The organism is Candidatus Nanopelagicales bacterium, assembly GCA_041393815.1.
GTDB lineage: Bacteria > Actinomycetota > Actinomycetes > S36-B12 > JAWKJK01 > JAWKJK01.
Genome location: JAWKJK010000008.1, coordinates 102733 through 124310, shown reverse-complemented (window position 1 = coordinate 124310; position 21578 = coordinate 102733). Strand labels below are relative to the sequence as shown.

Annotated in this window: 18 protein-coding genes; 5 read left to right on the top strand and 13 right to left on the bottom strand. The window is 71.7% G+C overall.

Annotated elements, in window-relative coordinates:
- The first annotated feature begins 101 nt into the window (after positions 1-101).
- The 4 genes from R2737_17740 (at position 102) to R2737_17725 (ending at position 4883) form a co-directional block, all read left to right on the top strand.
- Complete coding sequence (locus R2737_17740; protein ID MEZ5118106.1) at positions 102-2129, top strand: acetoacetate--CoA ligase; 2028 nt, start codon at positions 102-104, stop codon at positions 2127-2129.
- Positions 2130-2455: 326 nt separating this feature from the next.
- Complete coding sequence (locus R2737_17735; protein ID MEZ5118105.1) at positions 2456-2914, top strand: hypothetical protein; 459 nt, start codon at positions 2456-2458, stop codon at positions 2912-2914.
- Positions 2915-3057: 143 nt separating this feature from the next.
- The gene (locus tag R2737_17730; GenBank protein ID MEZ5118104.1) at positions 3058-3843 is read left to right on the top strand and encodes a GDSL-type esterase/lipase family protein; all 786 of its coding nucleotides are present in this window, start codon (positions 3058-3060) and stop codon (positions 3841-3843) included.
- Between the two features lie 161 nt (positions 3844-4004).
- The gene (locus tag R2737_17725) at positions 4005-4883 is read left to right on the top strand and encodes a sterol desaturase family protein (GenBank protein ID MEZ5118103.1); all 879 of its coding nucleotides are present in this window, start codon (positions 4005-4007) and stop codon (positions 4881-4883) included.
- Positions 4884-4890: 7 nt separating this feature from the next.
- Here the strand turns inward: R2737_17725 and R2737_17720 are convergent, their stop codons facing one another.
- From R2737_17720 to R2737_17705, 4 genes are all read right to left on the bottom strand, one after another.
- Positions 4891-5691 (bottom strand): protease inhibitor I42 family protein, encoded by an 801-nt coding sequence (locus R2737_17720; protein ID MEZ5118102.1) that lies wholly within the window; start codon positions 5689-5691, stop codon positions 4891-4893.
- Between the two features lie 151 nt (positions 5692-5842).
- Positions 5843-7276, bottom strand: coding sequence for an aldehyde dehydrogenase (locus R2737_17715; protein MEZ5118101.1), 1434 nt, complete (start codon positions 7274-7276; stop codon positions 5843-5845).
- Positions 7277-7474: 198 nt separating this feature from the next.
- The gene (locus tag R2737_17710) at positions 7475-8260 is read right to left on the bottom strand and encodes an IclR family transcriptional regulator (GenBank protein MEZ5118100.1); all 786 of its coding nucleotides are present in this window, start codon (positions 8258-8260) and stop codon (positions 7475-7477) included.
- Positions 8257-9057 carry an enoyl-CoA hydratase/isomerase family protein gene (locus tag R2737_17705; GenBank protein ID MEZ5118099.1) on the bottom strand — a complete coding sequence of 267 codons (801 nt, stop codon included), beginning with the start codon at positions 9055-9057 and terminating at the stop codon, positions 8257-8259. Before R2737_17705 ends, R2737_17710 begins: the two co-directional genes overlap by 4 nt.
- Positions 9058-9185: 128 nt before the next feature.
- Between R2737_17705 and ppk2 the strand changes: the two genes are divergently transcribed.
- A complete protein-coding gene (gene ppk2 / locus R2737_17700; protein ID MEZ5118098.1) occupies positions 9186-10094 on the top strand; it encodes a polyphosphate kinase 2 in 909 nt (302 codons plus the stop codon).
- Positions 10095-10274: 180 nt separating this feature from the next.
- Here ppk2 and R2737_17695 read toward each other — a convergent pair whose 3' ends face one another.
- From R2737_17695 to R2737_17655, 9 genes are all read right to left on the bottom strand, one after another.
- Positions 10275-13577: a hypothetical protein gene (locus R2737_17695; protein MEZ5118097.1), complete on the bottom strand. Its 3303-nt coding sequence runs from the start codon at positions 13575-13577 to the stop codon at positions 10275-10277.
- Between the two features lie 231 nt (positions 13578-13808).
- Positions 13809-14981: a cation:proton antiporter gene (locus tag R2737_17690; GenBank protein MEZ5118096.1), complete on the bottom strand. Its 1173-nt coding sequence runs from the start codon at positions 14979-14981 to the stop codon at positions 13809-13811.
- A 3-nt stretch (positions 14982-14984) separates the two neighbouring features.
- On the bottom strand, positions 14985-15464 hold the full coding sequence (locus R2737_17685) for a cation:proton antiporter regulatory subunit (GenBank protein MEZ5118095.1): 480 nt from the start codon (positions 15462-15464) through the stop codon (positions 14985-14987).
- A 43-nt stretch (positions 15465-15507) separates the two neighbouring features.
- Positions 15508-15918: a CBS domain-containing protein gene (locus R2737_17680; protein ID MEZ5118094.1), complete on the bottom strand. Its 411-nt coding sequence runs from the start codon at positions 15916-15918 to the stop codon at positions 15508-15510.
- Complete coding sequence (locus R2737_17675; protein ID MEZ5118093.1) at positions 15915-16265, bottom strand: P-II family nitrogen regulator; 351 nt, start codon at positions 16263-16265, stop codon at positions 15915-15917. The genes R2737_17680 and R2737_17675 overlap by 4 nt, the downstream gene beginning before the upstream one ends.
- Positions 16266-16274: 9 nt before the next feature.
- Entirely contained in the window at positions 16275-17069 is a 795-nt protein-coding gene (locus R2737_17670; protein ID MEZ5118092.1) for a DUF1538 domain-containing protein, read from the bottom strand.
- Entirely contained in the window at positions 17066-17812 is a 747-nt protein-coding gene (locus R2737_17665) for a DUF1538 domain-containing protein (protein ID MEZ5118091.1), read from the bottom strand. The genes R2737_17670 and R2737_17665 overlap by 4 nt, the downstream gene beginning before the upstream one ends.
- A 32-nt stretch (positions 17813-17844) precedes the next feature.
- Entirely contained in the window at positions 17845-19845 is a 2001-nt protein-coding gene (locus R2737_17660; protein ID MEZ5118090.1) for an ABC transporter ATP-binding protein, read from the bottom strand.
- Complete coding sequence (locus tag R2737_17655) at positions 19842-21575, bottom strand: ABC transporter ATP-binding protein (protein MEZ5118089.1); 1734 nt, start codon at positions 21573-21575, stop codon at positions 19842-19844. The genes R2737_17660 and R2737_17655 overlap by 4 nt, the downstream gene beginning before the upstream one ends.
- Positions 21576-21578: the final 3 nt, after the last annotated feature.

Here is a 21578-nt window from a genome sequence, read left to right as displayed (position 1 = left end):
CGGCCCGACACGCCGCCGGAGTGGGGCACACGATCCGCTTAGCGGATCGTGTGCCCCACTGGGGTGAGCTCGGAGGGCGCGGGGCAGGGAAGGATGGCCGCATGACCGAACCGGTGTGGTGGCCGGACCCGGACCGGGTCCCACGGACGGCGATGGACCGATTCCGCACGGCGGCGCAGGCGGCGGCCGGCGCGGACCTGCCCGACACTGGCGCGCTGCACCGCTGGTCGGTGGAGCGCCCCGGTGCCTTCTGGCGGCTGGCCTGGGACGAGCTTGGCGTCATCGGCGACCCGGGGGAGCGGGACGAGGAGCCGGGTGACGTCCGCACGGCCCGGTTCCGGCCCGACGCCCGCCTCAACGTCGTCGACACGCTGCTCCACCAGCCCCCCGGCCTGGATCCGCTGACACCGGCCGTCGTCGCCGCCGCGGAGGCCGGCGACGACGTCGACGTCACGGCGGTCCTCACCCGCGCCGAGTTGCGGGCCCTGGTCGCGGCCACCGCTGCCGCGCTGCGGGACCGCGGTGTCGGCGAGGGCGACCGCGTGGTCCTCTTGCTGCCCGTCGGGGTGGACGCGCTGGCCGTCACCCTGGCCGCGCTGTCGCTCGGCGCGGTGGTGGCGTCCGCCGCCCCGGAGTTCGGCGTGCCTGCGGTCCTGGACCGCTTCGGGCAGCTCGACCCCACCGTCCTCGTCGGCACCGCCGGCTACCGCTGGGCCGGCCGGGGGTACGACCGCACCGAGCACCTGCTCGAGATCGTGCGCGGCCTGCCGTCGCTGCGCGCGGTCCTGCTGGTGCCCGCACCCACCGACCTCACCAGTGCCGTCGACGACGCTGTCCTCGACGTGTCCGCGTTCGCCGCCCGCGCGGTGGCGGGGACCGGCCGGGCCCTGCGCGTCGACGGGCTCGCCGACGCGGTCGCGCAGCACCGCGGAGCCGCGCTGGAGCCGGTGCCGCTGCCCTTCGACCACCCGGCGTACGTGCTCTTCTCCTCCGGCACCACCGGGGCGCCGAAGTGCCTGGTGCACCGTGCCGGGGGCGTGCTGCTGAAGCACCTGGTCGAGCAGCGCCTGCACTGCGACCTCGGTCCGGGTGACCGGATGCTGTTCTTCACCACGACCGGCTGGATGATGTGGAACTGGGCGGTGTCCGCGCTGGCCGCCGGCGCCACCCTGGTCCTGTACGACGGGGCGCCGAACCATCCGGACCTGCTGTCGCTGTTCCGGCTGGCGTCGCGGCTGGCCGTGACGCACCTCGGCACCTCGGCCCGCTTCCTCGACGCGATGCGCACGGCCGAGGTGTCCCTCTCCGCGGCGGGCCCGCTGGACGACCTGCGGACCGTGATGGTCACCGGCTCGCCGCTGTCGGAGGCGACCGCTCGGTGGCTGTCCGACGAGTTGGGGCCGGGCGTGCTGCCCGCCCCGATCTCCGGCGGCACCGACCTGGTCGGCTGCTTCGTCGCCAGCGACCCGACCCGGCCGTACCGGCCCGGCGAGATGCAGGGGCCGGTCCTCGGTATGGCGGTCGACGTGTACGACGAGGACGGCCGGCCCGTGCCCGCGCCCGGCCAGGGCGAGCTGGTGTGCACCGTCGGCTTCCCGACCGTGCCCCTCGGTATCTGGGGCGACGACGACGGGGAGCGGTTCCGCGCCACGTACTTCACCCGCTATCCCGGCGTGTGGGCGCACGGCGACCTGGCGTCCTGGACGGTCGACGGCGGGTTCGTCATCCACGGCCGCTCGGACGCGACCCTCAACGCGGGCGGGGTGCGGATCGGCACCGGCGAGCTGTACCGGGCGCTGGACGCCGTCCCCGAGGTGGTCGAGTCGCTGGCGTTCGGGCAGGCGTGGGACGGCGACACCCGGATCGTCCTGCTCGTCGTCCTGCCGGAGGGCGAACTCCTCGACGACGCGCTGCGCCAGCGGATCCGGACCGTCATCCGGGAGACCTGCTCGCCGCGGCACGTTCCCGCGGTGCTGCTGCAGGTCGACGACCTGCCGCGCACGCTCACCGGGAAGCTGGCGGAGATCGCCGTTGCGGAGGCCGTCAACGGTCGCCCGGTCCGCAACCGGGATGCCCTCGCGAACCCCGACGCGCTGGACCGGATCGCCGCCCTGCCCGATCTGCGCTGACCGGAGGATCGTTCCCGGGGCGCCCGGGCCGCCCGATCCACCCCACCGCAGGGACGCACGGACCACGCTGGCCCTGTCCTGACTCGGGAGTCAGGGCCGACGCAGTGGTGCGGGTCACATCGAGGGGGGTTGGAACGTGTCGTTGGTCCCGTTGACCGTTCACCTATGTCCCGGCCCCGGTTGCCCCTCCGTCACCACTCCGTCCGCAGAGGTCCTGACTTCCGCATTCGGGGCTAGTTGAAGCAGAAATCATTGATGCGTCAGGCGTAACGTCCTGTTCCAACGACGGGCCGCGACCCGGACCCGTCCGCGAGAGGAGCAGAGGAATGAACGAGAAGAAGGCCGGTGCGGCCAACTGGATCAGCATCGTGCTCATCGTCGTCGGCGCCCTCATGATGGTCGCCGGCACCACCACCTACGCCATGGTCGGCAACACTCTCGCCGACGAGCGGATCACCGTGTCGGAGGACGCCTGCCTGGGCGGCCAGGACGTCAACGGCCCGTTCACCGCGTACTGCGAGGCGATGATCATTGAGCAGCACGCGATCGAGGCGACCGGCGGCAAGACGTACGCCGAGCTCGACCGCGAGGACCCGCTGCGCGCCGTCGCGATGAACGGCTCGTTCCTCCGCGCATCCCTGTTCACCTCCGTCGTCGCCTTCGGGGTGTCCGCCCTGGTCGTCGGCCTCGGCGTCCTCTTCATCCTCGTCGGCGTCGCCGTGCGCAGCCTGATGGGCGCGCTGGGGGTCCGGCGCGAGGAGCCTGCCGAGGCGGCCACCGTCTGACCTCTCGCGGGACGACGGGGCCCGGAGACCGACAGGTCTCCGGGCCCCGTCGTGCTGTCCGGGCCGGATCGGACCCTGCCCCGGTCGCGGATCCGGCGCGGGTCGGGTTCACCCGGACGGCCTTCGTGTGTGACCCTGGTCTGGTGCCGACGCGAACCCTCTGGCGCGTCCTGGTCCCCGTGATGCTGGTCATCATCGCGATCGGGGCGATCGCCGGGCTGGTCGTGCGCGCCGGCGCGTCCACCGCGGCGGTCGCCCGCGGCACTGCTGCGGCCGGTCCCGCCGCGGACGACGGCACCGGTGCCGGCGCCCAGGCCGCGCCCGAGGTGGCGGCGGAGGCCGCGGTCGACGACGCGATCCGGACCCCGATCCGCGCGGTGTTCCTCGGCGACTCCATCACCGTCGGCAACTCCGATCTCGCCAACGGCGTCCTCAGCCCGCAGTCCTGGTTCTACGGCCTGGTGGACGAGGAGACCGACCCGATGGTCTACGCCGGCGGCGTCGCGGAGAACGGCCGCAACACCGGCTGGATGGCGGAGCACGTGGACGAGGCGCTCGCGCTCGACCCGCAGCTGCTGGTCGTCCTGGGCGGCACCAACGACATCGGGGCGGGGCTTCCGGCCGAGGAGACGATGGCCAACCTGCGCACCATCAAGGCCGCGGCCGATTCCGCCGGCGTACGGATGGCGGTGTCGACGATCCCGCCGCTGTCCGACTCCGACCTCGGCGGCCGGGTCGACCTGGTCAACGCGACGATCCGCGTGTTCGCCGCCGAGTCCGGCGCGCTGCTGCTGGACACCACGACCGTGCTGTCCGACGGGCAGGGTGGGTGGCGTCCCGGGCTCACCACCGACGGCATCCACCCCAACGAGGAGGGCGCGCGGCTGATGGCCGAGGCCGCCGCGGCGTCGCTCAGCACGCTGGAGTGAGGCGCCGCGGGGGCCCGAGCCGGCCCCCACGCCCACTGGTGGAACCCTCGTCCACCCTTGCCCGCGGCAAGACCGGTCGAACGTTCCACCGGTGAGGAGCCGCAGGCCACGTCGAGCACCCCTCGTTGACCCGCTCGGGAGCCATCTCCTAGCCTCCTGCGGTGCCCGATCTCACCGTGATCGCCATTCCGATGTTCATCGGGCTGATGACGCTGGAGGCGGTGAGCTTCCGGCTCTTCCCCGACGAGGACGAGCGCGGCTACGCGCTGAAGGACTCCGCCACCAGCATCACGATGGGTCTCGGCAGCCTCGTCATCGGCGCCGTGTGGGGCCTGGTCGCCCTGGCGTTCTACAGCTGGATCTCGGCGCTGTCACCGCTGGACCTCGGGGCGGTCGCCGGCGGCTCGTTCGGCTGGACCGTGGCCCTGGCGTGGGTGCTCCTCGTCGTCATGGACGACCTCTGCTACTACTGGTTCCACCGCGTGCACCACGAGAGCCGGCTGTTCTGGGCCGCGCACGTCACGCACCACTCGTCGCAGTACTACAACCTGTCGACTGCGCTCCGGCAGTCGTGGACCCCGATGACCGGGCTGCTGTTCTACGTCCCGGTCTTCCTGCTCGGCTTCGCTCCGTGGCAGTGGGCGCTGGTCCACGGTGCGAACCTGCTGTACCAGTTCTGGATCCACACCGAGCGCATCGACCGTCTCGGTCCGCTGGAGTGGGTGCTCAACACCCCGTCGCACCACCGGGTGCACCACGGCACCAACCCGCAGTACCTGGACAAGAACTACGGCGGCATCCTCATCGTGTTCGACCGGATGTTCGGGACGTTCGAGCCGGAGCGGGAGCCGGTCGTCTACGGCTTGACCAAGAACATCTCGTCGTACAACCCGGTGTACGTGGCCTGGCACGAGTTCGCCGCCATCGCGCGCGACGTACGGCACGCACCGGGGTGGGGAGCACGCTGGAAGTACGTGCTCGCCCACCCCGGCTGGAGCCCGCAGGAGGCTGCGGTAGCGTCGGCCGCGCGGCCGGCCTGACGCTCGGTCAGTCGTTCATCCAGGTGATCTTCACCTTGTTGGTCTGCGCGACGTCGCCGCCGGGCCCGACGTACTCGAACTTCAGCACGGTCACCCCGGAGTGGCCCGGGTAGGCCGTGACCACGGTGGTCCCGCCCCGCCCGGGGATCGGGTTCTTCGGCGGGACGTACGACGGGCCCACCACCACGGTGTCCGCGTTGTCGCGCACCGTGTCCACCCGGTACGTGTAGCCGGTGGTGATGTTGGACTTCAGCCGGAACTGCACCGGGCTGCCGTCCTTGACCACGATCGTCTTCGGCACGCTGGTGTAGACCTTCGGAGTCACAGTCCCCCACGGGGTCCCGGGACCGGTCGTGACCAGGCCGAACGGGGCCGAGCTGACCGGGTCGTCACCGGAGTGGTACGCCGGGTCGACGCCGACGCGGTACTCGTACGCCCCGGGGACGCCGAGCTTGGCGATCATCCGGAAGCTGCCGTCGGACGCGACCGGGGTCATGATGTCGAGCTTCTTCCAGGTGTTGCCCTGGAGTCGCCACAGCCACAGCCCCTGCGACAGCGCGTCCTTGTTCTGCGTCATGGCCAGCTTGTTGAGCGAGCCCTCGATGGTGACCGGGGCCCACTGCTTCGCCGTGGTGGGGGAGACGCTGATGCAGATGTAGTTGCCGCCCTGGTAGTCCTTGCCGCACCAGTCGTACGAGGCGGCCGGGACGACGGACGGAGCAGGAGCGGCGCTCGCCATCGTCGGCAGGGCGAGGGCGGGTACGAGCACGAGGGTGCCGGCGAGTCCGGCACGGGCCAGCGGCTTCACGGGGGACCTCCTCGGTCCAATGGCGGGCGGGGAGTCCCCCGCGCGGGATCGCCTGTCACCCCTGATGTTTCCCGCGCAGAGCAGTTGATGCGCGCCGACCGGTCGGAGTTGCCTCGTACGTTCGGACGAGCGGCCGCCGCGGCCCCCGGGCCTACTGGCTGATCTGCATCACGACGGCCTTCGGCTCGGTGAAGAACTCCCGGCTGAAGTTGCCGCCCTCGCGACCCACGCCGGAGTCGCCGACGCCGCCGAACGGCGCCCGCAGGTCACGGATGAAGAAGCAGTTGACCCAGACCGTGCCCGCCCGCAGCTTCGCCGCGACCCGGTGCGCGCGGGAGAGGTTCTCGGTGAACAGCATCGCGTTCAGGCCGTACCGGGTGTCGTTGGCCAGCGCGACGACCTCGTCCTCGGTGTCGAAGGGGGTGGCCACGACGACCGGGCCGAAGATCTCCTCGTTGACGACCCGGGCGTCCGCGGGGGCGCCGGTGATGATGGTCGGCGCGACGCTCCAGCCCTCGCGCAGGCCGCCGGTCACCAGCTGCCCGCCGGCCAGCGCCTCGGGGGTGAGGAACGACGACACCTTCGCGTAGTGCTCCTCGCTTGCCAGCGCAGCGGAGAACTGGGTGGCGGGGTCCTTCGGGTCGCCGACGACCAGCGCCTCCGCGGCCGCCTTGTAGCGGGCCACGAACTCGTCGTAGATCCCGCGCTGCACGTACAGCCGGCTGCCCGCCAGGCACACCTGACCGGCGTTGCGGAAGATGGCCTCGATCGACCAGTGGACGGCGTTGTCGATGTCGGCGTCCTCGAACACGACGTTGGCGCCCTTGCCGCCGAGCTCCAGGCTGACCGGGATCAGGTTCTGCGCCGCGGCGGCCGAGATGATCTTGCCGGTGCCGGACTCGCCGGTGAAGGTGATCCGGTCGACGTCGGGGTTGCTGGTGAGCGCGGAGCCCACGGAGTCCGGGCCGTAGCCGTGCACCACGTTGAGGACGCCGGCGGGGATGCCGGCCTCGATCGCCAGGCGTCCCAGGATCGTCGCGGACACCGGGGTGTCCTCCGCCGGCTTGAGCACCACGGTGTTGCCCCACGCCAGCGCGGGAGCGACCTTCCAGGTGCTCATCATCAGCGGGAAGTTCCACGGCGAGATGGCGACGACGACGCCGGCGGGGTCGAGGCGGGAGTAGGCGTGGTGGCCGGAGTCCATCGGGTAGGTGTCGGCCATCGACAGCACGGCGTGGTCGGCGAAGAAGCGGAAGTTCCACACGCTGCGGGCCACGTCGTGCAGGGCCTGCGTGATCGGCTTGCCCATGTCGCGGGTGTCGGCCATCGCCAGCTCGTCGGCGTGCTCCTCCATCAGGTCCGCGAGCCGGTGCAGCAGCTGCTGGCGCTTGGCGTAGCCCATCCGCGGCCACGGGCCCTCGTCGAACGCGGTCCGCGCGGCGGCGACCGCGACGTCGGCGTCCTTCTGGCTGCCGAGCGCGACCTGGGCCCATACCTCGCGGGTGTAGGGGTCGACGGTGTCCATCCGGGCGCCGTCGAGGGACTCGACCTCCTGGCCGTCGATGATGTGGCCGTACACGTCCATGGGTGGTCCTCCCGCCGGCAGCCGGTGCCCGGCGAGCCTACGAAGGGCCTAGCCGGGCCGGGGAACCCGTTCCGACCTGCGGAACGCACGCCCGGGCCCCCCGGGCGGCCCCCTCCCAAGATCGCTGCGAGATCGCAGACGTGGCGCGGAAGGTGCCCTCGATCCGCGCCACAACTGCGATCTCGCGGGGATCTCCGATCAGCGGCCGAGGAGGGTGGACAGCTTGCGGGCCGCGGCCATCACGACCCGGGCGTGGCGCTCCTCGGCGGCGCGGAACTCCTCCACCGAGCCGGCGAGCGAGATCGCGGCCCGCGCGATCCCGCCGGAGTCCAGCACCGGGGCCGCCACGGAGCCGAGTGAGGGCATCGACTCCTCGTACGCGGTCGCGTAGCCGCGGCGGCGCACCGCCTCCAGCTCCCGCTCGAACGCGGCGGGGTCGGTGATGGTCGCGGGCATGAAGCGCGGCAGCCCGGCCTCCACCCGGGCCACCGCCACGTCGTGGTTGTACGCCGCGATGGCCTTGCCGGAGCTGGTCGCGTGCACCGCCCACCGGCGGCGTCGTGTCGGCATCGCGCGCAGGCCGCGCAGCGTCGGCAGCCGCTCGACGAACACCACGTCAGGGCCGACCGGGACCGAGAGGTGCACCGTCCAGCCGGTGCGCTCGCGCAGCTCCTCGAGCAGGGGTACGGACACCGCGCGCAGTCGCATCCGGCTGGACGCCAGGTGCCCGAGCTCGAACAGGTGCAGGCCCAGGCGGTAGCGGCCGGTCTCCTCGTCCTGCTCGGTCAGCCCGTGGGAGGTGAGGGTGGTGAGGATGCGGTGCGCGGTGCTCTTGGACACCCCGAGCCGTCGGGCGATGTCGCTGACCCCGAGCTCCTCCTCCTGGGCGAAGCAGTCGAGCAGGTCCAGGGCCGTGGCGACGGAGCGGACCCCGCCGGGGACGTCCCGGGAGGTGCCCGCGGTCTCGCGCTCGGGGGCGGTCACCGCCCGTCCCCGGGACCGGTCTCGACGCCGCGGTCGGCGAGGTAGGCCGAGCGCAGCAGCGTCGCCTCCGGGTCGGCCAGCGCGTCCACGAGCAGGTCGGCGTCCGCAGCCGCCCCGGCCGTGCTGGCCAGGTCCTCGGCGGCGGCGTGCACCTGCTCCCGGGTGGTCCGCACGACGATCTCCGCGCGACCGGCCAGCGTCTCCGCGAGACCGCGCGCGGTGACGTCCACCTGATCCGCGGGCACGACCCGGTTGAGGACTCCGAGCCGGGCCGCCTCGGCCGCCCCGAACTCGCGGCAGGTCAGCACCAGGTCGCGCGCCACGGCAGGGCCCACTTCGCGCACCAGGCGCGGGATGCCGCCCCACCCCAACGGCAGTGCGAGGGCGGCCTCGGGGACGCTGAAGACCGCGTCGTCGGCCGCTACCCGCAGGTCGCAGGCGAGCATCAGCACCAGCCCGCCACCGATGCAGTGCCCGCGCACGGCGGCCACTGTCGGGGGGCGCATCGCCGCGACGGCGTCGATGGCGCGGCGGCCGAGGTCGGCGAGGTCGCGCAGAGGCCGGCTCGCGGCCGCCGCGCCGAGGTCACCGAGGTCGACGCCGGCGCAGAAGGCCCGCCCCTCACCGCGCAGCACGACGGCGCGGACGCGGTGGTCCCGGTCCAGCGCGTACGCGGCGTCGATGAGCTCGTCCAGCATCCGGGCGCTCATCGCGTTGAGCCGCTCCGGCCGGGCCAGGGTGAGCAGCGCGACCGGACCGTCCACGGTGAGTGTGAGGGTCTGGAGGGGGTTCGTCATGGCCGTCCCTTCCGGTCCGGCGCCGTCATGGTCGCGTTGCCCCGACAGTAGTCCGGAGCGCGCGCCGCGATGGTTGACTGTGCCGCGTCGGCGCCGGTCGCGCCGGGCGCGCGTACGAAGGAGTGGTCGTGGCCAAGCACAAGGTCGTCGACGGGGTCATCCAGCTGGACAAGCCGAAGAAGGGCATGACGGCCCCCCGGATCCCCAAGTCCCTGTACGAGAAGGAGCTGTTCCGGCTGCAGGCCGAGCTCGTGCAGATGCAGGAGTGGGTGCGGCAGGAGGGCGTCCGGCTGGTCGTGCTGTTCGAGGGCCGCGACGCCGCCGGCAAGGGCTCGACGATCAAGCGGGTCACGCAGTACCTCAACCCCCGCGTCGCGCAGATCGTCGCCCTGCCCACGCCCACCGACCGGCAGAAGTCGCAGTGGTACTTCCAGCGCTACGTCGAGCAGCTGCCGGCGGCCGGGGAGATCCGGCTGTTCGACCGGTCCTGGTACAACCGGGCCGGCGTCGAGAAGGTCATGGGCTTCTGCACGCCCGACGAGTACCGCCGCTTCCTGCACCAGGCGCCCATCTTCGAGCGCCTGCTGGTCGAGGACGGCGTGCTGCTGCGCAAGTACTGGTTCAGCGTCAGCGACGCCGAGCAGGAGGCGCGCTTCCGCTCCCGGCTGCAGGACCCGATGCGCCAGTGGAAGCTCTCGCCGATGGACCTGGAGTCCATCACCCGGTGGGAGGACTACTCCCGGGCCAAGGACGAGATGCTGGTCCACACCGACATCCCCGAGGCCCCGTGGTACGTCATCGAGGCCGACGACAAGCGCCGGGCACGGCTCAACATGATCCACCACCTGCTCACGACCGTGCCCTACTACTCCGTCGCCCGCCCGCCGCTGAAGCTGCCGCCCCGGCCGCCGAGCCACGGGTACGAGCGGCCGCCGCGCGACCTGCAGACCTACGTCCCGGACTACGCCGAGGACGTGCTGCGCCAGGAGGCCACGTCGCCGAGACGGGCGAAGCCCGCCAAGTCCGTCAAGCCCTGACGTACGCGGGACGCGGCTGCCCGGCGGCCGGGCGGTCGGATGTGGATCTTCCGCGGAAGATCCACATCGCCGGTTGACCCCGGACGCCCCGTGGCCCTGACGTTCTCGGATACGGAGATCGATGACTGAGGCCGCCACCCCGCGGGGTGGCGGCCTCAGTCATGCTGCGGGTCGACCCGGTCAGGTCGTCTGGGCGCGAGGCGCCTTGACCTTGACCCAGGGGCCGTAGGCCTCACCGTTGAGCGGGGCGACCCGGACCACGTATGGGTGGGCAGGGTTCCCCTTGCGCCAGAGGAAGACCCGGGCGAGGGCACCCGACTTCTTGAGCGTCTTCCAACCCGTCCCTGCGGTGCGGACCTGGACGGCGAAGCCGGTGATGGAGAGGGTGCCATCGGTGCGCTCCCAGGTGATGCGCAGCCCCTTCGCGGTCCACGTCGCCGCCACGACGGTGCGTCCCCACACCGACAGCACCACGGGCTTGGCCGGGTCGTCGGTGGGCCCGGTGACAGGTCCCCCCGCGGGGGTGCCTCCGTCGCCCGGTGGGGCGGGCGTGTCGGCCGGGGACTCCTGCGAGGGCGGGGTGCTCCCGCTGTCATCGCTCGGCGTGACGGGGGCGAGTGGTGGAAGCGGCGCCACCTCGATCGTGTGGGTGACGGCGGCGCTGGTGCCGCCGTCCTTGTCCTGCGCGCGGACGGTCACCGTGAACGTCCGCCCGGCACCGGACCTCCCGTAGATATGCCTGGCAGTGGGGTTGTCGGTGCGGTCGACGGTTCCGTCACCCCAGTCGACCACGAAGGTGAGGCCGGCCTCGACGTCGGGCAGGGAGGGGTCGGTCGCGTTGAACGACAGCACGGCTGCGACGCGAGCGGGGACCTGCGAGCTGCCGGCGACCTCGGTCACCGTCGGGGCGACGTTGGCCACGGTCGCGGTCGTCGTCTCGGTCGCGGACTCGCCACCGTCCTTCTCGATGGCCCGGACGGTGATCGGGTAGGTGTCCGGGGTGCCAGCCGGGTCGTCGGCGTAGGTGTGCTCGAGGACGAGGTCGCTGCCCAGGTCGGCGGTCTGGTAGTCGACGTCCTGCTTGCTCCCGTCGCCCCAGGTGACGCGCAGGGTTCCCGCGTCGGGGCCGGGGTCGTCGACGCGGACCTGGACCCTGGCGGTGCCCGTCTCGCTGATGTCGAGTTCATCGGCGGGGCCGCCGACCGTGACCGTCGGGGCGGCGTTCGCGACGCTCGCCGTCGCGGACTCGACCGTGGACTGGCCGCCGTCCTTGTCGGTGGCGCGCACGGTGATCGGGTAGGTGTCCGGGGTGCCGGCGGGGTCGTCGGCGTAACGGTGCTTGAGCAGGACCAGGGTCCCCGGGCAGGTGTCCGGCCCGGTGTACTCGGGGCAGTTCACGAAGTTGGTCGGCTCGCACCGTGCGTCGCCCGGGGCACACGGGTAGCCGACGTCTTGGACGGTGCCGTCACCCCAGTCCACGCGGAGTACGCCGGTGTCGTTCCCCGGGTCGGTGACCTGGGCCCGCACCTCGACCTGCTGGCCGCCCTCGGTGACGCTGCGCCGGTCGCCGGCGGGAATCTGGATGGAGGGCAGGCAGATGCCGCCGCTGCAGGTGTCGATGGCGGCGTAGTTGAGGTGCAGGGTCGGCGCGACGTTGGCGACCGTGATCGAGCCGGAAGCCGATCCCGTGGCGCCGCTGGAGTCGGCCACCGTGACGGTCACCGGGTAGGTGCCCTGGGCCAGCGTCACCGTGGGGTTCGGGCCCGTGCGGGTGACCGTCGGTGGCGCGCACGGGCCGGGGAAACAGATGATGTTCGAGCTGCCGGTATCGGGGAGAGTGATCGTCCACTGATACGTCAGCGGGTCGCCGTTCGGATCCGACCCCTCGGCAAGCAGGCTGAACGGCGTCCCTTCGAGCGGCTGTGCCGGCGAGGACGCCTTGAGCACGACGGTCGGCGGGTCATTCGGGACGAGGGTCGCGGCCGCAGCGCCGTAGGTCTGCTCGACCACGTCGAGCGTGTCGGACTGGTTGCAGTCCGGCTGCCCGGAGCACCCGGTGTCCGGCAGGACAGCGCCGGTCTCCGGCGCCACGCCGGTGATGACGAACGTGGTGTGGCCGCTGTCGTTGCGGATCCAGGCGACCTTCGAGGCGCCGGTCGGGTCGATGTAGGGCAGGCTGAGCGCGTAGCGCTGGGGTTCCCCGTACGGCTGGCGGACGAACCATCCGTCGTGGACGTAGACGGTCTCCCAGTGCCACGCCAACGGGTTCTCGGCGTCGTCCCAGACCTTGACCGCCATCGTGCTGCCGCGACCCGGGCTTCCTCCTCCCTGGGGCGTCAGTTGCCAGGTGGGATCGACGGCCGGGTCGTGTGCTCCCACCGGCTTCTTGCCGATGATGGAGTCCTTACGGTCCGGCAGGGTCTGCGCGAGGAACACGAAGTACAGCGTCGCCAGGTCCTTGGGGTCTCCCACCATCGCGGCGATGTCGGGCGTCGCGGCGGCTGCCTCTTCGATCGACTTGTCGAGCTTGTTGGGGACCTCGAGTGCGCCGAACACGTTGATCGACTGGAGGATGATCCCGACGATGCAGATGATGGCGATGGCTACGGTGGCGAACACGACCCCGGCGGTCACGATGCCGGCAGCGCCGGGGATCAACGCGGTGGTGCCGAGCGTGCCCGCTGCGGATCCCGCGGCAGCGGCGGTGAAGACGGGGACCAGGGCGAACGACCCCACCGCGGACACCACGGCGGCCGTCACGGCAGGGATGGCCACGGCTGCGGCTGCGGCCGCCCCGGCGATGAGCCCGGCCGCGGCCACGGCCGACAGGAATCCGATGCCCAGTGCGGTCGCGCGGGCGACTGCGGCGCCGTCCGCCCCGGGGAGCAGCTCTCCATAGACCTTCATCGCCGCGTAGGCGGTGAACTGGTCCGCGCTCGGCGTGGGCGCGGTTCCCACGAGATTGGCCGGACTCGTCCCGATGCAGAAGGCCCCCGGGTCGTACCGGTCGAAGCCCGCGGGCGGCTGGTAGGTGCAGGGGTTCGCGTTCCAGCGGTCGTACTCGGCCTTCGCCTGCTGGGCCACCTTCACCCGCAGGTCCTTGACCAGGGTCTGGAACCTGACCAGCGCCGCCTGCTCGGCCGGCGTCCGGTTCGCACCGGTTTTCCCGGCGATGGCGAGCAGCCGGTTGAACATCTGGGAACGGATCTCGTCCCGGGCCCACCAGTTGATCCGGAAGTCGTTCGGGACGCCGTGCAGCGCTGCCACGGCCTTCCGAGCCTCGTCCTCCAAGGGCAGCCAGGCGCCGTTCTTCACCGGGTCCCCGATGACCGAGTTCTCCAACCCGCTGACGACGATGGGGTCACCGGAGATGGTGCCGATGCAGAGCCCGGGCGACACCTCGACCTGACCGGGCTGGCAGGCATGTGCGGGCGGCGCCTTCAGCAGGGCGAGCAGAAGGGCCGCGAGGGTGACTGCGACCACGAGGGCAGCGCGGAAGACGCCCGACTGCACAGCCCTGGACCGAGCGCCGACCATGATCGCCCCTAAGGGTCGCGGCGGCCCCTCGGCGCCGATCCGCGCACGCTACTCTCCGTGACCAGCCTTGGCCAGGGGAGAACCCTGAACCAAGCCCGGGGAACGCCGCTCCAAGAACGCAAGGAATGCTCCGCATCGGAGCAGGTGGTCCCGTGCCCCGGCGGGCGGACCCGGGGGTCATGAGGGTGCGGGCGCCGTCCGTCGCTCCCAGGGCCGGGCCAGGGGGTCGGCGTACCGGGTCAGTATCGGACCGGCGACCGCCAGCGCCAGGACGTACGCCGTCGCCACCGGCCCGACCTCGGTGAATCCGGCGGCCACCGCGATGCCGGCGATCACCACCGAGAACTCCCCGCGCGCGACCAGCGCGGTGCCCGCCCGCATCCGACCGCGCGGTCCCACGCCGTCGCGCCCGGCCGCGAACCACCCGGTCCCCACCTTGGTCAGCGTCGTGACCACGCCGAGGGCGAGGGCGACGGGCAGCGCGGGGAGCACGTCCGCCGGCGCGACCTCGAGGCCGAACGAGAGGAAGAACAACGCCGCGAAGAGGTTGCGCAGCGGCTCGAGCACCTTGCGGGCCCGCCGCGCGGTCTCCCCGGGGATCGCCAGCCCCACCAGGAACGCACCGACGGCGGACGACGCGTCGACGAAGAACGTGAGCCCCGCGACCAGCAGGGTCAGGCCGAGCACCCGCAGCATCACCTGCTCGTCGTCCTCCGGGCCGAGCCAGCGCTCCAGTCGGTGGCCGAAGCGTCGCGCGCCCCACAGGATGAGCAGGACCACCCCGACGGCGGACCCCACGCCGATCCCGGCCTGCAGCGCCGTTCCCCCGGACACCACCACGGCTAGCAGCGGCAGGTACACCGCCATCGCCACGTCCTCCAGCACCAGCACGGAGAGCACCGACGGCGTCTCGCGGTTGGCCGTACGGCGCAGGTCGGAGAGCAGGCGGGCCACGATGCCGGACGAGGAGATCCAGGTGACCCCGGCGAGGGCGAGGCACGCGGGCCACTCGTACCCCAGCAGCAGCCCGGCGAGGAAGCCGGGAGTGGCGTTCAGCGCGAGGTCGACCAGCCCGCTGGGGGCGTGCCGCTTCATCGACTGGGTGAACTCCGCGGCGGAGAACTCCAGGCCCAGCAGGAGCAGGAGCAGCAGCACCCCGATCTCGCCGGTCACCTCGACGAACGGGGTCGCCACCTCCAGCTCGAGCAGGCCGCCGTGGCCGAGCAGCAGGCCGGCCAGCAGGAAGAGCGGGACCGGGGACAGGTCAACCCGGCGGGCGAGCGCGGTGAGCACCGCGAGCAGGAGCAGCAGCGCCCCCAGCTCGACGAGCAGTGCACCGAGCCCCTCCATCGATCAGCCCTCGAGGATCGCGCGGACCCCGGTGATTCCGGTGTCGGTGCCCACCACCACCAGGGCGTCCCCGGAGCGCAGCACCTCGTCCGGCGTCGGCGACGCGATCACGTCATCGCCGCGGACGATGGCCACCACCGAGGCTCCGGTCAGCGTGCGGGCGCGGGTGTCGCCCAGTGGACGGTCCGCGTACGGGGAGCCGGTGCGCACGTCCACCGTCGCCGACGCCAGGCCCGGGATCTCGCGGGTCAGGTCGGCGAACCGCTCGGTGATCCGGGGGGCGCCGAGGATCTCGGCGACCGTGTCCGCCTCCTCGCGGGTAAGGAGCGCGACCTGCTCGGCGGCGTCGGGGTCGGCCGCGTCGTAGCGGACGAACTCGAACCGGCCGTCCCGCCGGGCCACGATCGCGACCCGGGTGCCCGACGCCGTGACGAACTCGTACTGCACGCCCACGCCGGGCAGCAGCACCTCCGTGACATCCATCCCGCCATCCTGCCCGGCGGGCGCCGGGGATGGGGCGACGCCGTCACAGATCCCGGTACAGCCCCCGCAGCACCATGTCGGTGTGGGACACGATGCCGACGATCTGCCCCTCGTCGATGACCGGCGTGCGCGAGAGTGCGAACCGTTCGAACAGCCGGGCGCAGTAGCGGATGTCCATGTCCGGGTGCACGCTGATGACCGGCTTGGTCATGATCTCGTAGACGCTCACCCGCTCCGGGGAGCGGTTCTTGGCGAGCACCTCCCGGGCGATGTCCGAGATCAGGACGATGCCGTACTCGTCGTCCTCGTGCCGCTTGTCGACGATGAGCGTCTTGGTCTCGACGTGCTTCATCTGCCGCAGCGCGTCGGCGACGGACGTCAGCCCGTCGACCATGTCCACGTGCAGCTTCATCACGTCGCGGACGCGTACGACGGCACGGTGCTGTTCGGTCACAGTTCATCCTCCACCCGTTGCTGCAGGGTCCGGACCTGGACGCCGACTCCGACGGCGTCCTCGACGTCGATCTGGAACGCGATCCCGGCGCCGGGCTTCCGATCGAACTTCCCGACCTCGGCGACGCGTTCCAGGATGTGGCGGCTCAGGTGCTCCTCGACGAGCAGGAGCACCACGTCCCGCTGGCTCTCCAGCTCCAGGCCGAAGAACGTCTTGGCCGGCGTGATGCCTTCGCCGCGCGCCTGGTTGAGCACGGTCGCGCCGGTCGCCCCGGCCTCGCGCGCGGCGTCGACGATCTCGTCGGAGTCCACGTCGTCCGCGACGACGATGATCAGCTTGAAGTGCACCTGGGTCTCCTAGTCGGCGGTACGGGGCTGGGGGGCGAGACCGCGGCGGCGGGCGCGCCAGTGGCCGATCTGGGCGTAGCCCATCACGGTCATCATCGGGAACAGGCTGGCGAAGGCGATCAGGCCGAAGCCGTCGATGAGCGGGCTGCGGCCGGGGACGGTGGACGCCAGGCCGAGGCCGAGCGCGGCCACCAGGGGGACGGTGACGGTGGAGGTGGTCACGCCGCCGCTGTCGAAGGCGAGGGCGATGATGCTGCGCGGCGCCCGGAAGGCCTGGAACGCCACGATGAGGTAGCCGATGACGATGTACATCGGCAGCGAGGTGCCGGTGACGATCCGGAAGCAGCCCAGCGCGATCCCGATCGAGACGCCGATCGCGACGACGATGCGCAGGCCCCACGCGCTGACCGTGCCGCCGGACACCTCCTGGGCCTTCAGCGACACCGCGATCAGCGCCGGCTCGGCGATGGTCGTGGCGAAGCCGATGGCGGCGCCGAACACGTACACCAGCCAGTAGTCGGCCCACCCCGGCGCGGCCCCCTGCGCGGCCGACCCCACAACCTCGGGGTCGGTGAGCTGCTGGGCCATCACGTCGCCGAGGGGGAACAGCGCCTCCTCCAGCCCGGCCAGGAACAGGATCATGCCGACCACGACGAGCCCGAAGCCGAGCAGGACCCGACGCACCTGCGGCACCGGGCGCCGCAGGACGTAGACCTGGAACAGGACCAGCAGCACGCCGATCGGCAGGACCGCCAGCACGGTGTCCCGCGCCGTCTCGCCCAGCAGCGTCAGCAGCTCGCTCATACGACGATCCCGTAGAGCATCACGAACACCATCGGGGTGAGCGAGGCGAAGGCGATCAGTCCGAACCCGTCGATCATCGGGTTCCGCCCGCGGATCGACGAGGCCAGCCCGACCCCCAGCGCGGCCACCAGCGGGACGGTGACGGTCGAGGTCGTGACCCCGCCGGAGTCGTACGCGATGCCCACGATGTCCGCGGGCGCGAACAGCGTCATGATCAGGACGCCCACGTAGCCGCCGATGATGAGCCACTGGATCGGCCAGCCGCGGATGATGCGGATGACGCCGACCACGATGGCGGCCCCGACCGCGACCGCGACGGTGAGCCGCAGGCCCAGGGCGTACGAGTCGCGCGCGGCGTCGGTGTCGGGGATGGCGCCGTCCAGCGCGGCCACGTCGGCGGCCTCCCCGGCGATGGCGAGGAGCGCCGGCTCGGCGACGGTTGTCGCGAACCCCAGCGCGAACGCGAACACGGTGAGCCAGACGACGCTGCCCCTTCGGGCGAACCCGACCGCCATCGTCTCGCCGATGGGGAACAGGCCCAGCTGCAGTCCGCGGATGAACAGGGCCAGGCCGAGGACGACCATGACGCCGCCGACGAGGATGCCGCCCAGCCCGGGCAGCGGCTGGCGCAGCACGACGATCTGGAAGAACGCGATGACCAGCACGATCGGCAGCAGGTCGCGGACGCTCTCGCGCAGGTCCTTGGCCAGTGCGCCGCCGAGCTCGCTCAGCACCGCGACCACCCGGCCATGCCGCCATCCTGCCGGGCCTGGGGTCAGGACGTGGTGGTGTCGGCCACCTCGTCCGGGCTCTGCCGGAACTGGCTGGTGTAGAGGTCGTAGTAGAAGCCGCGCCTGGCCAGCAGCTCCTCGTGCGAGCCCTGCTCGACGATCCGGCCCGCATCCATCACCAGGATGGTGTCGGCGTCGCGGATCGTGGACAGCCGGTGCGCGATGACGAAGCTGGTGCGGCCGGTCCGCAGCTGGGCCATCGCCCGCTGGATGAGTACCTCGGTGCGGGTGTCCACCGAGCTGGTCGCCTCGTCCAGGATGAGGATCGGCCGGTCGGCCAGGAACGCGCGCGCGATCGTGAGCAGCTGCTTCTCGCCGGCGGAGATGTTGGCCGCCTCGTCGTCGAGGACCGTGTCGTAAGCGTCCGGAAGCGTGCGAACGAAGTGGTCGACGTACGCAGCCTTCGCAGCCGCGAGGATCTGCTCCTCCGAGGGGTCCTCCTCGCCGTAGGCGATGTTGTCCCGGATGGTGCCGCGGAACAGCCAGGTGTCCTGCAGCACCATCGCGAAGCAGCGCCGCAGGTCGTCGCGGGTGAGTTCGCGCACGTCCACCCCGTCGACGGTGATCCGGCCCTCGTCCACGTCGTAGAAGCGCATCAGCAGGTTCACCAGCGTGGTCTTGCCGGCGCCGGTCGGACCGACGATCGCCACCGTGTCGCCGGGGTTGACGCGCAGCGTCAGGTCCCGGATCAGCGGGGTGTCGGCGCGGTAGCGGAACGACACGTTCTCGAAGCGGACCTCGCCCGCCACCCGCGGCAGCCGCGCCGGGTCGGCCGGGTCCGGCTCCTCCTCCGGCTCGTCCAGCAGTTCCAGCACCCGCTCCGCGGACGCGACCCCGGACTGCAGCACGTTGGTGATGCTCGCGATCTGGGTGATAGGCATCGTGAACTGCCGGGAGTACTGAATGAACGCCTGCACGTCCCCGAGCGACATGGAGCCGCTGGCCACCCGCAGGCCGCCGATGACGGCGATCGCGACGTAGTTGAGGTTGGCGATGAAGTTCATCGCGGGCTGGATGATGCCGGAGATGAACTGGGCCTTGAACGACGCGGCGTACATCCGCTCGTTGGCCTCGTCGAACTCCTCGATCGCCCGCGCCTGGTGGCCGTAGACCTTCACCAGGTCGTGGCCGGAGTACATCTCCTCGACGTGGCCGTTGAGGCGTCCGGTCCACTCCCACTGCCCGACGAAGTGCCGCTGCGACCGCTTGGCGATGAGCAGCGTCACGATGAAGGACAGCGGCACGGTGAGCAGCGAGATGACCGCGAGCAGCGGGCTGATCCACACCATCATCGCGAGCACGCCGATGACCGTCAGCACCGACGTGATCATCTGGGTGAGCGTCTGCTGCAGGGTCATCGAGATGTTGTCGATGTCGTTGGTGACCCGGCTGAGCAGGTCGCCGCGGGCGTGCGCGTCGAAGTAGCGCAGCGGCAGCCGGCCGAGCTTGAGGTCGACCTCCTCGCGGAGCCGGTAGATCGTGCGCTGGGTGACGCCGGCCATCAGGTAGTTCTGCGCCCAGCCGAGCAGCGAGCTCAGCGCGTAGACGACGGTCGCCAGCGCGAGCACCCGGGCCAGCGCGGTGTAGTCCACGCCCACCCCGGGCGTCAGGTCCATCGCCGCGATCATCTGGGCCTGGTCGGTGCGTCCGGCGGCGTTGAGCGAGTCGACGACCTGCTGCTGGGTGGTGCCCGGCGGGAGCGACTGCCCGATCACGCCGGCGAAGATGAGGTTGGTCGCGTTGCCCAGGATCTTCGGGCCGACCACGGCGAAGAAGACGCTGGCGGTGCCGAGGACGAGCACGACGGAGATCACCAGTCGCTCCGGCCGCAGCCGGCCGGTCATCCGCTTCAGCGTCCCGCTGAAGTCCCGCGCCTTCTCGGCGGGGAGCGTCATGCCCAGGCTGCCGGGCCCGCCGCCCATCGGGCCGCCTGGCCGCCTGCCGAAGCCGGGACCGGGGGGCGGGGCCGCCGTCCGGGTGCTCATGCGACCTCGTCCGCGGTCAGCTGGGACAGCACGATCTCGCGGTACGTCGGGCAGTCCTCCAGCAGCGCCTCGTGCCGCCCGACCCCGACGACGCGCCCCTCGTCGAGCACCACGATCTGGTCGGCGTTCATGATCGTGCTGACCCGTTGCGCGACGATGACGACGGTGGCGTCCTGCGTCTGGCGCCGCAGCGCGGCGCGCAGCCGGGCGTCCGTGGCGTAGTCCAGTGCGGAGAAGCTGTCGTCGAACACGTAGATCCGCGGGCGGCGGACCAGGGCGCGCGCGATCGCCAGCCGCTGCCGCTGGCCGCCGGACACGTTCGCCCCGCCCTGGTCGATCGGGGTCTCGATCCCCTTCGACATCTCGCGTACGAAGCCGGCGGCCTGAGCGGTCTCCAGCGCCGCCCACACGTCCTCGTCGGTCGCGTCGGACTTGCCGAACCGGACGTTGCTCGCCACCGTGCCGGAGAACAGGAACGCGCGCTGCGGGACCAGTCCGAGGTGGGCCCACAGCCGCTGCAGCGGCATCTCGCGCACGTCGACGCCGTCGATCAGCACGGCTCCGCCGGTGACGTCGTACAGCCGGGGGACCAGGTTGACCAGCGTGGTCTTGCCCGAGCCGGTGCTGCCGACGATCGCGGTCACCTGGCCCGGCCGCATGGTGAACGAGACGTCGCGCAGGACCGGCTCCTGCGCCCCCGGGTAGCGGAACTCGACGTCGCGCAGCTCAACCACGCCGAGGTCGGGGCCGTCGGGCGTGACCGGGTGCTCGGGGTCGTGGATGTCGGGGACGGTCGTGAGCACCGCCTGGATGCGCTCGGCGGAGGCCGCGGCCCGCGGGACCATCACGAGCATCATCACGGCCATCATCACCGAGAACAGGATCTGCATGATGTAGGCCAGGAACGCGGTCAGGTCGCCGATCTGCATCTGCCCGCTGTCGACCAGCCCGCCGCCGAACCACATCACCGCGACCGTCGACAGGTTCATGATCAGCATCAGCGCCGGCAGCGCGAGGGCGAAGAGCCGGGTCACCGAGAGCGCCGTGGCGGTGAGGTCGAGGTTGGCCTCCTCGAACCGCTCCTCCTCGTGCCGGGTCCGTACGAAGGCGCGGATGACCCGGATCCCGGCGAGGTTCTCCCGCAGCACCGCGTTGATCCGGTCGATCTTCACCTGCATCGAGCGGAACAGCGGCACGGCCTTGAACAGCATGAGCCCGATGACCACGGCCATCAGTGGGATGACCACGAGCAGCAGCGCGGACAGCTGGACGTCCTCGCGCAGCGCCATGATGACGCCGCCGATCGCGGTGAGCGGCGCGAGGATCATCATCGTCAGGCCCATGAAGACGAGCATCTGGACCTGCTGGACGTCGTTGGTGTTGCGCGTGATCAGCGACGGGGCGCCGAAGTCGTTGACCTCGCGCAGCGAGAACGTCTCGACGGTGCGGAACAGCTCGCGGCGCACGTCGCGGCCGAACGCCATCGCGGTGCGGGCGCTGTAGTAGACCGCGATCACCGACGTCACGCCGAGGGCGAGGGTGACGGCGAGCATCACCGCGCCGGTGCGCACGATGTAGCCGATGTCGCCGGTGACGACGCCGTCGTTGATCAGGTTCGCGTTCAGGCTCGGCAGGAACAGGTTGGCGGTGGCCTGCACGAACAGCAGCGCCACCACGATGACGAGAGCCCCGCGGTAGGGCCGGAGGAACCGGCCCAGCAGCGCGCCCATCCG

Bases quoted from the DNA above. Each gene is read 5' to 3' on its own strand.
- R2737_17740 (MEZ5118106.1), top strand. From the start codon at position 102: ATGACCGAACCGGTGTGGTGGCCGGACCCGGACCGGGTCCCACGGACG.
- R2737_17735 (MEZ5118105.1), top strand. From the start codon at position 2,456: ATGAACGAGAAGAAGGCCGGTGCGGCCAACTGGATCAGCATCGTGCTC.
- R2737_17715 (MEZ5118101.1), bottom strand. From the start codon at position 7,276: ATGGACGTGTACGGCCACATCATCGACGGCCAGGAGGTCGAGTCCCTC.
- R2737_17705 (MEZ5118099.1), bottom strand. From the start codon at position 9,057: ATGACGAACCCCCTCCAGACCCTCACACTCACCGTGGACGGTCCGGTC.
- R2737_17690 (MEZ5118096.1), bottom strand. From the start codon at position 14,981: ATGGAGGGGCTCGGTGCACTGCTCGTCGAGCTGGGGGCGCTGCTGCTC.
- R2737_17685 (MEZ5118095.1), bottom strand. From the start codon at position 15,464: ATGGATGTCACGGAGGTGCTGCTGCCCGGCGTGGGCGTGCAGTACGAG.
- R2737_17670 (MEZ5118092.1), bottom strand. From the start codon at position 17,069: ATGAGCGAGCTGCTGACGCTGCTGGGCGAGACGGCGCGGGACACCGTG.
- R2737_17660 (MEZ5118090.1), bottom strand. From the start codon at position 19,845: ATGAGCACCCGGACGGCGGCCCCGCCCCCCGGTCCCGGCTTCGGCAGG.
- R2737_17655 (MEZ5118089.1), bottom strand. From the start codon at position 21,575: ATGGGCGCGCTGCTGGGCCGGTTCCTCCGGCCCTACCGCGGGGCTCTC.